This window comes from Sphingobium sp. CFD-2, assembly GCF_024611135.1.
Taxonomy (GTDB): Bacteria; Pseudomonadota; Alphaproteobacteria; order Sphingomonadales; family Sphingomonadaceae; genus Sphingobium; species Sphingobium fuliginis.
On record NZ_CP084405.1, the window covers coordinates 606311 to 619919 of the forward strand.

The 13609-nt window shown below is 67.6% G+C and carries 11 protein-coding genes; all 11 read left to right on the forward strand.

Going from position 1 to position 13609, the window contains the following annotated elements; translation table 11 throughout:
• Positions 1–87: 87 nt before the first annotated feature.
• The 11 genes from LDB29_RS02915 to xrtA all read left to right on the forward strand — a co-directional run bounded on the left by LDB29_RS02915 (position 88) and on the right by xrtA (position 13602).
• Entirely contained in the window at positions 88–1599 is a 1512-nt protein-coding gene (locus LDB29_RS02915; RefSeq protein WP_257556082.1) for an acyl-CoA ligase (AMP-forming), exosortase A system-associated, read from the forward strand.
• Positions 1596–2828 (forward strand): pyridoxal-dependent decarboxylase, exosortase A system-associated, encoded by a 1233-nt coding sequence (locus tag LDB29_RS02920; protein ID WP_025549645.1) that lies wholly within the window; start codon positions 1596–1598, stop codon positions 2826–2828. The genes LDB29_RS02915 and LDB29_RS02920 overlap by 4 nt, the downstream gene beginning before the upstream one ends.
• Positions 2829–2974: 146 nt before the next feature.
• On the forward strand, positions 2975–3619 hold the full coding sequence (locus LDB29_RS02925) for an XrtA/PEP-CTERM system exopolysaccharide export protein (RefSeq protein ID WP_025549646.1): 645 nt from the start codon (positions 2975–2977) through the stop codon (positions 3617–3619).
• A gap of 1 nt (position 3620) precedes the next feature.
• Positions 3621–5132, forward strand: coding sequence for an XrtA system polysaccharide chain length determinant (locus LDB29_RS02930; RefSeq protein ID WP_257556083.1), 1512 nt, complete (start codon positions 3621–3623; stop codon positions 5130–5132).
• A 13-nt stretch (positions 5133–5145) separates the two neighbouring features.
• Entirely contained in the window at positions 5146–6093 is a 948-nt protein-coding gene (locus tag LDB29_RS02935) for a P-loop NTPase (protein ID WP_025549648.1), read from the forward strand.
• Positions 6093–7679, forward strand: a complete 1587-nt coding sequence (locus LDB29_RS02940) for a hypothetical protein (protein ID WP_025549649.1) — start codon at positions 6093–6095, stop codon at positions 7677–7679. Before LDB29_RS02935 ends, LDB29_RS02940 begins: the two co-directional genes overlap by 1 nt.
• 30 nt (positions 7680–7709) lie before the next feature.
• Positions 7710–8945: an XrtA/PEP-CTERM system-associated ATPase gene (locus tag LDB29_RS02945; RefSeq protein WP_025549650.1), complete on the forward strand. Its 1236-nt coding sequence runs from the start codon at positions 7710–7712 to the stop codon at positions 8943–8945.
• Positions 8946–8952: 7 nt separating this feature from the next.
• Complete coding sequence (locus LDB29_RS02950; RefSeq protein WP_025549651.1) at positions 8953–9798, forward strand: XrtA system polysaccharide deacetylase; 846 nt, start codon at positions 8953–8955, stop codon at positions 9796–9798.
• On the forward strand, positions 9795–10856 hold the full coding sequence (locus LDB29_RS02955; protein WP_193666749.1) for a FemAB family XrtA/PEP-CTERM system-associated protein: 1062 nt from the start codon (positions 9795–9797) through the stop codon (positions 10854–10856). Before LDB29_RS02950 ends, LDB29_RS02955 begins: the two co-directional genes overlap by 4 nt.
• Positions 10853–12082 carry a TIGR03087 family PEP-CTERM/XrtA system glycosyltransferase gene (locus LDB29_RS02960; protein ID WP_025549652.1) on the forward strand — a complete coding sequence of 410 codons (1230 nt, stop codon included), beginning with the start codon at positions 10853–10855 and terminating at the stop codon, positions 12080–12082. Before LDB29_RS02955 ends, LDB29_RS02960 begins: the two co-directional genes overlap by 4 nt.
• Complete coding sequence (xrtA, locus tag LDB29_RS02965; protein WP_193666750.1) at positions 12082–13602, forward strand: exosortase A; 1521 nt, start codon at positions 12082–12084, stop codon at positions 13600–13602. The genes LDB29_RS02960 and xrtA overlap by 1 nt, the downstream gene beginning before the upstream one ends.
• The last annotated feature ends 7 nt before the right edge of the window (positions 13603–13609 follow it).

Consider the following 13609-nt stretch of genomic DNA (forward strand, 5'->3'; position numbering starts at 1 on the left):
CCATTATCTCCCCGTCGACAGCATCGCCTTTAGGAAAAAAGTCTGGAGATGGAGTTAAGCGATTCCCCCGCGCCCATGGCGGACCCCATGATCGACGGCGCGCAGGTGCGGCCGATCGACCATCTGCTGCTGCGCGGCGACGCGGAACGGCCCGCGCTGGACGGGCGGTCGGGCACGCAAAGCTATGCGGATCTGGAAGCGACATTGGGGCGGCTGGCGGCATGGCTTGCCCGATTCGGGCTGGACAAGGGCGCGCGAGTCGCAAGCTGGGTCGCAAAGGGCCCGGTCGCGGCCCTGATGCCGCTCGCCGCGCCCCGCGCCGGGCTGGTTCATGTGCCGGTCAATCCGCTGCTCAAACATGCCCAGGTCGCGCACATATTGGCGGACAGCGGCGCGTCGCTGCTGATCGGGACGGCCAGCCGTCTGGCGACCCTGTCGCCGGGCGACGTGCCGGGGCGATGCGACCTCCACCGGGAGGATGATGCGGCCTGCGCGATGAGCGGCGGGGAGGCGCTGGCCCCGTCCCATGCCGCGCCCGACGAACTGGCCGCAATCCTCTACACCAGCGGATCGACCGGGCGGCCCAAGGGCGTGATGCTGAGCCACGCCAATCTCTGGCTGGGCGCTGTATCGGTGGCGGAATATCTGAAGCTGACGGCGGAGGACCGGACGCTTTGCGTGCTCCCCTTCAGCTTCGATTATGGGCAGAATCAGTTGTTTTCCACATGGTTCGCCGGCGGATGCGCCTGTCCGCTCGATTATCTGACGCCGCGCGACGTGGTGAAGGCGGTGGATCGGTGGGACATCACCACCTTGGCGGGGGTGCCCCCGCTCTGGGTGCAGTTGACCGAACTGGACTGGCCCGCCGATGTGGCGGCGAAGCTCAGGCGGCTCACCAATAGCGGCGGCGCGCTGACGCGGCCCCTGGTGGCGAAGTTGCGGGCGCTGTTTCCGCGCGCGGACCTCTACCCCATGTATGGACTGACCGAGGCGTTCCGCTCGACCTATTTGCCGCCCGCGCTGGTGGAAAGCCGCCCCGACAGCATGGGATCGGCCATTCCCCATGCGGAGATACTGGTCGTTCGCCCGGACGGTTCGATTGCGGGCGACGATGAGCCGGGTGAACTGGTGCATTGCGGGCCGCTGGTGGCGCAGGGCTATTGGCGCGATCCGGCGCGCACGGCGGAACGGTTCAAACCGGCGCCCGTCGCCTCCCGCTATGGCGGCATGGCGGTGTGGTCGGGCGATACCGTGCGCCGGGATGCGCGGGGACTGCTTTATTTTGTCGGACGCGATGACGCCATGATCAAGTCCGCCGGCAACCGCATCAGCCCCACGGAGGTCGAGGAAGCGGCCGTCGCGGTGGAGGGCATTGCCGAAGCGGTTGCGCTGGGCGTCCGGGACGATCGTCTGGGGCAGGCGGTGCTGTTGCTGTTGCGCGGCGCTTCGCCGGAGCTAAAGGCGCAGGTGGAGGCACGGCTTCGGCAGGAGCTTCCCAATTTCATGCAACCGCGCGAGATCGTCATGCTTTCCGAATTTCCCCGCAATCCCAATGGCAAGATCGACCGCGTGGCGCTGGCGAAGGAATTTGCGGCATGAAGCCGATGGGACCGATCCCGCCCGTCTTCATCGGGGAGGAGGGCATGTTGCTGATCGGCGGCTGCGGCGCGGCGAGCCTGGTGGAGGAGGCCGGGGACACGCCGCTGTTCGTCTATGACATGGGCATCGTAGAGGAGCAGGCGCGGGCCTTTCGCGACGCCATGCCAGCGACGCTGTCGCTCCATTATGCGGTGAAGGCCAATCCCCATGCGCCCCTGCTGGAGCGCATGGCGAAGCTGGTGGACGGCTTCGACGTGGCGTCGGGCGGGGAACTGGCCCGGGCGCTGGAGGCGGGGATGGACGCTGCCCATATCAGCTTCGCCGGGCCGGGAAAGCGCGACGATGAATTGATCGTCGCCATAGACAGCGGCGCGACGATCAACCTTGAGTCGGAGGGGGAGGCGCGACGGGCCATCGCCCTTGCGGAGCGGCGGGGCAGGACGCCGAAGCTGGCGGTGCGGGTGAACCCGGATTTCGACCTGAAGGGGTCCGGCATGCGCATGGGCGGCGGCGCCAAGCCCTTCGGCGTGGACGCGGAGCGCGCGGCGGCGCTGGCGCGCTGGGTAATCGATGCGGGGGCCCAATGGCGCGGCTGGCATATCTTCGCCGGCAGCCAGGCGCTGGGGACGCAGGCGCTGATCGAGACGCAGGCGGCAACCATCGATCTCGCCACCCGCCTGTCCGACAGCATCGGCGCGGTGCCCCCGCTGGTCAATCTGGGCGGCGGCTTTGGCATTCCCTATTTTCCCGGCGACGAACGGCTGGACATCCGGCCCATCGGGGACGCGCTGGGCCGGCTGCTCGACGGGCGGGCGGACATATTGCAGGACAGCGCCTTCGCCATGGAACTGGGCCGCTGGCTGGTGGGGGAGGCGGGCGTTTACCTCACCCGCATCGTCGATGTGAAGAAGAGCCAGGGCGAAACCTTCGTCATCGTCGATGGCGGGCTGCATCACCAGCTCGCGGCGAGCGGCAATTTCGGCACGGTGGTGCGCCGCAACTATCCCATCGCCGTCGCCAATCGCTTCGGGGAAGCGCCCGCGGCGGAGGCCGTAACGGTCGCGGGTTGCCTCTGCACGCCCATCGACAGGCTTGGGGACAAGGTCGCGCTGCCGCCGGTGGAGGAGGGCGACCTGATCGCGATCTTCCTGGCGGGGGCCTATGGCGCCTCGGCCAGCCCGGCGGCTTTTCTCGGTCATCCGGCGCCTCGGGAACTGCTGATCGGCTGATTTTAATCAACTGATTTGCCAATAACTTAACTCCTAACGCTATTTTTACCCTTTCGGGGCAAGAAGGCCGTCGAAGCTGAGTGCTTGACGGTTGCCGGCGCCTCCCTTTGGCGGCTGTCGGCGCGGCCGCGAAAAGGGGTGAATCTATGCGTTTCCTGTCACTTTCCCGTGCGTTGATCGGCATGTCCCTGCCGGCTCTGGCTCTTTCGGGCTGCGCTTCGGGCGGGGGCGCGCCCAATCTGCCACCGGCGTCCTTCGTTTCGACGCAGGAGGGGCCGGGCGAGGAATATGTGATCGGGCCGCTCGACGATCTCACCATCTTCGTCTGGCGCAATCCCGATCTCGGCGCGAAGGTGCAGGTGCGGCCCGATGGGCGCATCACCACGCCGCTCATTTCCGACATGCCGGCGGTCGGCAAGACGCCCCGGCAACTGGCCGACGACCTGAAGGTGGCGCTGGGCAAATATATCGAAAATCCGCTGGTGTCGGTGATCGTCAACAATTTCTCCGGCACCTTCAGCCAGCAGGTGCGGATCGTCGGCGCGACCGAAAAGCCCGCCTCCATCCCCTATCGCGCCAATATGACGCTGCTCGACGCGATGATCTCGGTCGGCGGCCTTTCCGAATATGCGGCGGGCAATAGGGCGAAGCTGGTCCGCTTCAACAAGGAAACCGGCAAGCAGCAGGAATATCAGGTCCGCATCGGCGACCTGCTGAAGCGCGGCGACAGCAAGGCGAACGTCATGCTGGCGCCCGGCGACGTCATCATCATTCCCGAAAGCATGTTCTGACATGGCGGCTCTCGTCGACGAACTGCTGGTCATCCTGCATGGCCTCTGGCTCCGCCGCTGGCTGGCGCTGGGCGTGGCCTGGGGCGTGTGCCTGGCTGGCTGGCTGGGCGTGGCGCTCATCCCCAACAGCTATGAATCCAAGGCGCGGGTCTATGTGAACACCCAGTCGCTGCTGGAGGACAAGGTGGGCATCACCCAGGTCCAGGCGCAGCAGGACCTCGACAGGGTGCGCCAGACCCTGGCCAGCACGGCCAATCTGGAACGGGTGGTGAAGGAGACCGATCTCAACCGGACGGTCGACGGGCCGCGCGACCTGGCGGCGAAGATCACCGGATTGCGCGAGACCATCACCGTGATGGCGCAGCTTGACCCCAGCATGATCGACATCAGCGCCACATGGGCCGATTCCGGCCTGTCGGACGGCGCCAATGCGCGCATTTCGCAACAGATCGTGCAGAAGCTGGTCGACATCTTCCAGGAAACCAACCTGTCCTCCGACAAGGTGGAGACGCGGCAGAGCCTTGCCTTCCTCGACCAGCAACTGGCGGCGCGGGGCAAGCAGCTTGCCGCCGCCGAACAGCGCCGCGTCGAGTTCGAGCAGCGCTATGCGGGCATGCTGCCGGGCGCCGGATCGATCGGCCAGCGCATGGACGCCGCCCGGTCGGAGATCAACAGCATCGATTCGCAACTCGTGCAGGCGCAAAGCGCGCTGGCGGCGATGAACGGCCAGTTGGCGGGCACGCCGCAGACCTTGCCGGGCGTCGGCGCTTCGGGCGGGCCTTCGGCGCTGACCCAGGCGCAGGCGGACCTTGCGTCGATGCGGGCGCGGGGCTTCACCAGCAGCCATCCCGACGTGATCGCGGCGCAGCGGCAGGTGGACCTGCTGCGCGGGCAGGGCGGCGGCAGCGCCGGCAGCACGCCCAATCCCGCCTATCTTTCGATCAGGTCGATGCAGGCGGAACGCGCCGCCACGGTGCAGGGGCTTTCCGCCCGCAAGGCGCAGTTGCAGGCGGACCTGAACGCCATGGCATCGCGCCAGACGGATGAACCCGGCCTCGCCGCCGAGCAGGAACGGCTCGACCGCGACTATCAGGTACTCAAGACCCAATATGACAAGATGCTGGCGGACCGCGAGGAAATCCGTCTGCGCGGCGATGTGAAGTCGGAAACCGGATCGGTCCAGTTCCGCGTCATCAATCCGCCCAGCCTGCCGACCGCTCCGGCCGCGCCGAACCGGCCGCTGCTGCTGCTGGGCGTGCTGATCCTGGGGCTGGGCGCGGGCATCGGCACGGCCTTTGCCGTGGCGCAGCTCAAGGGCGGCTTTCCCAATGCGGCGCGGCTGGAAAAGGCGCTGGGCGTCTCCGTGATCGGATCGATCAGCCAGACCGTCAGCGCGGCGCAGCAGGCGATGGAGAGGCAGCGGATGAAGTGGTTTGCAGGCGCCAGCGGCGGCCTTGCGGCGCTGTGCCTGCTGCTGATCGTCATCGAATTCGTCCAGCGCGGGCTGGCTTGAGGAGGGACCGGATATGAACAGGCACAAGTCCCTTTCCGGCGGATCGCTGATCGAGCGGGCGACCGAAATCTACGATTTCAGCGCGGCCCTGCGCGGGCGCGCCGCGCCCGCGGTCGAAGTTCCGGTGGGCGAACCCGTGGTGGAGACCGCGCAACCCGCGCCCGCCGCCGTCGAAACGCCGGTCCCCGAAACGCCGGTCCCCGGCTATCGCGCGCCGGACTGGACCGGGCCGGTACAGCCGATCGACCGCATCGCGCTGGTCGAGGCGGGCTATCTGCTGCCCGACGGTCCCGTCACCGCGATGAGCGAGGAGTTCCGGCTGCTCAAGCGCGACCTGCTGGCCGAACTGGCGGGCAATGCGCGGGGCAACCGGGTGCTGGTCTGCTCCGCCCATAGCGGGGAGGGCAAGAGCTTCTGCGCGATCAACCTGGCGCTCAGCCTGGCGGCGGAGAAGGATCGCGAAATCCTGCTGGTCGACGCCGATTTCGGCAAGCCCGGCATCCCGCAGGCGCTGGGGCTGACCGCAGGGCCGGGCCTGATGGACGCGCTGGCCGATCCGGCGATTGCCATCGAGGATTGCGTGCTGCGCACCGACATTCCCTCTCTCTCCGTGCTCCCGGCCGGACAGCGGAGCAACAACGACACCGAATATCTGGCCTCCGCGCGGACGGAAATGCTGCTGGGCCGCCTGACCGAGGGACGGCCCGACCGCATCGTCCTGTTCGATTCGCCGCCCCTGCTGGCCGCTTCTCCTGCGGCTGTGCTGGCCGGCCACGCCGCCGTCGCGCTGCTGGTGGTGCGGGCGGACAGGACGACGGAAGGCGCGCTGCGCGATGCGGCCGGACTGCTCAAGGGCGCGTCCAAGGTGAAGCTGCTCCTGAACGGTGTGAACTTCGCCAGCGGCGGACGGCGTTTCGGCAGCTATTATGCGCATGGCCATGAAGGGGAGCATGCGGGCTGATGATCTCTCGCCTAGCCCTTCTTCTCGCGGGGATCGCCCTGGCCTCGCCCGCCCTTGCGCGGGACGAGCAGCGCAAGGTCGACGTCACGCCCTATCTCGGCATCGACCAGGTCGTCGTCGCGCCGATCCAGGGCGGCGGCGACGTTCTGACCTATACCAACGTCACCGCGGGCGTGACCGCCAGCGTGCAGACGCGGCGGCTGGAAGCCGCTGCGGACCTGCAATATGCACATAGCTTCGGCTGGGGCGATGACCTCAGCGATCAGGACATCATCAGCGGGATCGTCAGTGGCCAATATGGCCTCGCGCGCGGGCTGTCGCTGAATGCAGGCGGCCTGGCGACGCGGGTCCGCACGGACGGGTTCTCGGGCGCGTCGGTGCGCAATGACGGCTATAGCAGCCAGGTCTATGCAGGCTATGTCGGCCCGTCCTATGTCACGCGGCTGGGCGATCTGGACATCAGCGCCTCCTACCGGCTCGGCTATGCGCGGGTCGAGGATGACGTGAATGTCGATTTCCCCGGTGCGCCTCTGGGCAATGGCTTCGCGGAATCGACCACCCATGACCTGATGGGTTCCGTCGGCGTCGGGCCGGGGGTGTGGATGCCGCTGGGCCTCGTCGCCAGCGCAGGCTACAGCCGGGAGGATGCAAGCCAGCTCGACCAGCGGTTCGAGGACAAATGGGCGCGGCTCGACGCCACCCTGCCGGTATCCCCCACGCTCGCCCTGATCGGCGGCATCGGTTATGAGAAGATCGAGATCAGCCAGCGTTCGCCCTTGCTCGACGGCAATGGCGTGCCGGTAATCTCCTCCAGCGGCCGCTACGTCACCGACGACAGTTCGCCTCGCCAGCTCATCTATGATTTCGACGACATCATCTGGGATGTCGGCGTGCTCTGGCGGCCGAGCCACCGCACCTCGCTGACCGCGCGGGTGGGCGAGCGCTATGGCGGCATGACCTATTCGGGCAGCTTCATCTGGCAGGGCCGGGACAAGTCGTTCGCCCTGGTCGTGTTCGACGGCATCGACAGCTTCGGGCGCGTCATCACTTCCGATGTGGCGGCGCTTTCGGGCAGCGACCTCAATATCGTGCGCAATCCCTTCACCGGCGATTTCACCGGCTGCGCCTTTTCCACCAGCGGGGGCGGGCAGTGCTTCAACGATGCGCTGGCCGGGGTCACAGGGGCCAATTTCCGCTATCGCGGCGTGGCGGCCCAGTTCGCGGCGGAGCGCGGGCCCTGGGGCATGGGTGTCGGCCTTGGCTATTCGCAGCGCAAATTCGTGACGCCTTCGGGTGAGACGGTGCTGGTGCGCGGCACGCGGGACCAGAACTGGTACGGCAACGCCTCGCTCACCTATCGCGTCGACAGCCAGTCGAGCATCGATACGGCCGTCTATGCCAATTATTTCGACGCCAGCGGCAACCGGCTGGACGTGCTGAACCTGGGCGCCTTCGCCAGCTATTACCGGCTCGTCACGCGCAATCTGCAGGCGTCCGCCTCGGTCGGCGTCGACAGTGCCAAGGCGGACAATCTGGACGCCGTCATCAACGCCATGGGCCAGCTTGGCCTTCGCTACACATTTTAAGCCAATGCCCCGTCGGGTGGAGAGATAGTCATGTACGACCAGTTCTACGGATTGCAGGGACGCCCGTTCCAGCTGACGCCGGACCCGCATTTCTATTTCGAGAGCGCGACCCATCGCAAGGCGCTGTCCTATCTGGGCTATGGCCTTGCGCAGGGAGAAGGCTTCATCGTCATCACCGGCGACATCGGCGCGGGCAAGACGACGCTGGTCGGGCACCTCATGAACACCATCGACCCGTCGCGCCTGACGGCCGTGAAGATCGTCTCGACGCAGGTGGAGGGCGACGACATGCTGCGCCTTGCCGCGCAGAGCTTCAGCCTGGGCGTCGACGGCATGCCCAAGGCGCAGATACTGAAGCAGATCGAGGGCTGGCTCCATGCGCAGGCGCGAGCGGGCAAGCGGTCGCTGCTGATCGTGGACGAGGCGCAGAACCTGCCCATTTCCGCGATCGAGGAATTGCGGATGCTGTCCAACTTCCAGTTGGGCGGGCAGTCGCTGTTGCAGATATTCCTGCTGGGCCAGCCGGAATTTCGCGACCTGCTGAAATCGCCGGAACTGGAGCAGCTTCGCCAGCGGGTGATCGCCACCCATCATCTGGAACCGATGATGCGGCGGGAGGTCGAGCCCTATATACTGCACCGCCTGTCGCTGGCCGGATGGCAGGGCGATCCGCAATTCACGCCGGAGGCTTTCGCCGCCATCTATGCCGCGACCGGCGGCGTGCCGCGCCGGATCAACGTGCTGGTCAGCCGCGTGCTGCTGCTGGGCGCGCTCGACCAGCTTTCGGTGATCGATGCCGAAGTGGTCTATGCGGTGGTGAACGACATGGGCGCGGACGCGGACGTAACGCCGGAACCGATGGCGCGCAGCGTGCTGGACGATGCCGGGGAACTGGCGGACATGCCTGCTGCCGTGCCGTTCGCGGCCGACCCCGCGGTTTCCGACGAGGTTGCGTCCTTGCGCGCCGAGGTGGAGGCGCTGCGGGCCGCCAGCCCCGGGCCGGCCACGGACCTGCTCGACGAGATCGCTTCCCTGCGGGCGGAGATCGACACGCTTCGGGCCGAGAACGACTTTGCCCGCAGCGCGCCGAGCGTCGATCCCGAAGCGCTGAAGGACTGCTTCGCCCTTGTCGAGGAACGGCTTTCCACGCTGGAGTTCCGCGTGACGGAGCAGGACACGGCGCTGCGCCGGGTGCTGACGCTGCTGGTCGAATGGGTCGAGCGCGAGGAAAGGCTGGGCGAAACGCAGCAAAGCGCCGCCGCCTGACGGACCCATGCTGAACGCCCTATCCGTCGATGTCGAGGACTGGTTCCAGGTCGGCGCTTTCGAGCGCACGATCCGGCGCGAGGATTGGGCGGGCCTGACCCATCGCGTCGAGCGCAACACCGATGCGGTGCTGGCGCTGTTCGAGGAGGCGGGGGTCAGCGCGACCTTCTTCACGCTTGGCTGGGTGGCGGAGCGCTATCCGGCGCTGATGCGGCGCATCAGCGCGGCGGGGCATGAGGTCGCCAGCCATGGCTATGACCATAAGCGGGTCTTCACCTTCGACGGGGCGCAGTTCCGCGCCGACCTGCGCCGGTCGCGGGCGATCCTGGAGGATGCGACCGGCCAGGCGGTGACGGGCTATCGCGCGCCCAGCTTTTCCATCGACCGGCGCAACCCCTGGGCGCATGAGGTGCTGGCGGAGGAAGGCTATGCCTATTCCAGCAGCGTCGCGCCGATCCGGCACGATCATTACGGATGGCCTGAAACGCCGCGCTTCGCCTGGCGGCCGGTCAAGGGATCGCCGCTGGTCGAACTGCCCGTGACCACCGCGAGGTTCGCGGGGCGGACGCTGGCGGCAGGCGGCGGCGGCTTCTTCCGGCTGCTGCCCTATGGTTTTTCGCGCTGGGCGATCCGGCAGGTGAACCAGCGGGATGGGCGGCCGGCGATCATCTATTTCCATCCGTGGGAGATCGACCCCGGCCAGCCGCGCGTCGAGGGCGCGCCGTTGCGCTCACGGGTGCGGCATTACAGCAATCTGTCGGTCATGGCGGCCAAGCTGCGCCGTCTGACGCGGGACTTTTCATGGACCCGCGTGGATGCGCTGGCGGCGCAGGAAGCGGAGCGGGCGGCATGATGGCGGGGGAAATGCTCGTCACCACGCTGAACCTCGACGATCCGGCGCAGCGGAGCGCGGCGGATAAATTCGTGATGGCGCATCCGGCGGGGACGCCCTTCCACCGGCCGGCCTGGTTGACGGGCGTGGAGCGTGGGACCGGCAATCGGGCGCACATGCTGGCCGCCGTGGCGCCTTCGGGGGAGATGGCCGGGCTGCTGCCGCTGCATCATGTGAAAAGCGCCTTGTTCGGGCAGGCTCTGGTGTCGTCGGGCTTCGGCGTCGACGGCGGCATTCTCGCCAGCGATCCGGCGGCGGTGCCTGCTCTGGCCGCAGCCTGCGAGGGCATGGCGCGGGACGGCGGCATCGCCTCGGTCGAAATCCGTGGCGGTCCGGCGCCGGGCAGGGGCTGGGCGCTGCATGAGGGCAGCCATCTGGGCTTCGCGCGCCCTATCGCGGCGGATGATGAGGCGGAACTGCTCGCCGTGCCGCGCAAGCACCGGGCGGAGTTGCGCAAGGCGCTGGCCAATGATGCGCTGCGCGTCGAGATCGGGCGGGAGGCGCGGCATCGACAGGCGCATTACCGCGTCTATTCGGAAAGCGTGCGCAATCTCGGCACGCCGGTCTTCCCGGCACGGCTGTTCCGCGAAGTGCTGGCGGCCTTTGCCGAGGAAGCGGACATATTGGCGGTCTATGAGGGGGAACGGCCGGTTTCGGCGGTGCTGACCCTCTATCATCAGGGGCGGGTCATGCCCTTCTGGGGCGGCGGCATTGCGGATGCGCGGCGGCTGCGGTCGAACGAACTCATGTATTTCCGGCTGATGGGTCATGGCCGGGCGCGGGGCATGCGCGTCTTCGACTTCGGCCGTTCCAAGACAGGCAGCGGACAGGCGGCGTGGAAGAAGAGCTTCGGCTTCGACCCCGTGCCCCTTTCCTATCATAGCTGGTCGGCCACGGGCGAGCGGCGGGACATCGATCCCAACAGCCCGCACTATCAACGGCGGATCGACCTCTGGAAGAAGCTGCCCCTGCCGGTTGCGAACCTCATCGGACCGCTCATCGCGCGGGGGCTGGGGTGAGGGGGGACATCCTCTTCCTCTGCCATCGCATCCCCTTTCCGCCGGATCGGGGCGACAAGATCCGGTCCTATCATCTGCTGGAGCGGATCGCGGAGGTCGCGCCCGTCCATGTCGGCTGCTTTGCCGACGACGCGCGGGACATGGGCTTTGCCCCAGACATGGCGAAGCTGACCGTCAGCCAGTGCGTGCTGATGCGCGACCGCTCGCGCATCATGGCGGGCCTCAAAGGGCTGGCGAAGGGGCAGCCCCTGCTGGTGTCGCTGTTCGATCATCCCGATCTGCATCGCTGGGTCGCGAAGACGCTGGCGGAACGGCCCATCGCGGCGGTCGTCACCTATTCGGCGCAGATGGCGCATTTCGTGCCCATGCTGCCGGACGGGGTGCGCTTCGTCATGGATTTCGTGGATTTCGATTCGGCCAAATATGCCGCTTATGGCGCGCAGGGCTCCGGCCCCATGGCCTGGATCAACCGGCGCGAAGGGCGCATGCTGCTGGACTTCGAGCGGAAGGTGGCTGAACGGGCCGACCTCTGCGCCTTTGTGAGCGAGGCGGAGGCCGCGCTGTTCCGGCGCGAAAGCGGGCTGGGCCCCGATAGAATCGTTGGCATCGACAATGGCGTCGCGCTGGACTTTTTCGATCCCTCGGCGGATTTCCCCGCCGTGGATCGGCCGGACGGGCGACTGCTCGTCTTCACCGGCCAGATGGACTATCGGCCCAATGTCGAGGCGGTGGAGAGCTTTGCCCGCGAAACCCTGCCCGCGATCCGTGCCCGCTGTCCGCAGGCGCTTTTCGCCATTGTCGGCCGCAATCCCACGAAATCGGTGCAGGCGCTGGCGGCTTTGCCCGGCGTGATCGTGACCGGCGGCGTGCCCGATGTCCGCGGCTGGCTGGCGGCGGCGGACGTGGTGGTGGCGCCGCTGCGGATCGCGCGGGGTATCCAGAACAAGGTGCTGGAGGCGATGGCCATGGCGCGGCCCGTCGTCGCCTCCCCCCAGGCCGCCGAAGGGATCGACGCCCGCGATGGCGAGCACCTGCTGATCGCCGCCGACCCGGGGCAGGAGGCGGAGACGCTTCTTGCGCTGCTCGCCGATCCAACCCGCGCCGCGCGCCTTGGCCATGCGGCGCGATCCCGGATGGAGGAGCGCTACCGCTGGTCCGCGACGCTGGCGAAGCTGCCGGACATGCTGTTCGGATCGCCGGGCGCCGCCGACATGAGGGCCGCGTGATGGAAGGCGCGCTCCCCATGCGGCCGGAGGTGAAGCTGTCCGGCTGGCGCGGCCATCTGACGGCGTTCGCCATCATCGCCGGCACGATCCTGGCGCTGTTCCACCGCGACCTGCTGGGCATGATAGCGATCTGGTGGAACGCCTCGACCTATGGCCATTGTCTGTTCGTGCCGTTTCTTGTCGCCTGGCTGGTGCAGCAGCGTTTGCCCGGCCTGCGCCGGCTGGAGCCATCCGCCTGGGCGCCGGGGCTTGTCTGGCTGGGGCTGGGCGCTTTCGCCTGGATGCTGGGCGCGGCGGCGGGCGTGGCCGTGCTGCGGCATGGCGCGCTGATCCTGATGTTGCAGGGTTCTGTCATCGCGCTGCTGGGACCGGCCGTGGCGCGGGCGCTGCTCTTTCCGCTGTTCTACGCCTTCTTCATGGTGCCCTTCGGCGAGGAGATCGTCGCCCCCCTCCAGTTGGTGACGGCGCATATCAGCATGATCCTGCTCGGCCTGACCGGCATTCCCGCGCAGATGCAGGGCATCTTCATCACCACGCCCAATGGCTATTTCGAGGTGGCGGAGGCCTGTTCCGGCGCGAAGTTCGTGATCGCCATGACGGCCTATGGCCTGCTCGTCTGCAATGTCTGCTTCACCAGCTGGAAACGGCGGGTCGCCTTCATGATCGGCGCGCTTTCCCTGTCGATATTGGCGAACGGCGTGCGCGCCTTCGCCACCATCTTCGTCGCGGAAGTGACCACCATCGATGCGGCGGCGGGCTTCGATCATGTGGTCTATGGCTGGCTGTTCTTCGCCGTCATCATGATCGTGGTGATGGCGATGGCCTGGCCCTTTTTCGACCGGCAGCCCGGCGATCCCTGGTTCGATCCCGAACATCTGCGCCATGAAGGCCATTCTTCGCCGGGCGCCGTCGCGGGCGGCGCGCTGGCGATGATCGTGGCCGCGCCCCTCTGGCTGGCGGCGAGCGCCGAGGTGGGCCAGCCTCTGCCCGGCGCACCCGCCATGCCGGAGGTGAAGGGCTGGGTCCGAAGCGACGAACCGCCGCTCCCGCTCTGGCGGCCGCGCTTCGACGGCGCCGATTATCTGGCCATGGCGAGATACCGCAATGCGGAGGGACAGGTGGTCGATCTCGCCATTGCGACCTTCGACCGGCAGGATGAGGGGCGCGAACTGGTCGGCTTCGGTCAGGGCGCGGCGGGCACCGACAGCGGATGGACCTGGTCGCAGCCCGCCGCCGCGCCCGAAAATGCGCGCGGCGAGCAGATCACCGGCCCCGGCCGGCTGGTGCGCCATGTCGTCAGCTTCTATGCCGTCGGCAAGGGCCAGCCCACCGGCAGCGCCCATCTCGTCAAGCTGGAGACGATGAAGGCGCGCCTGTTGGGCACTGACCAGCGCGCCGCCGCCATCATGGTTTCGGCAGAGGAACGGGCAGGCCGCCCTTCGGACGCCGCCATCGCCGCCTTCCTCCATGATCTGGGCGATGTGAAGGATTTGGCTGACCGCAGCCTCCGAACCCGCTAAGACCCTT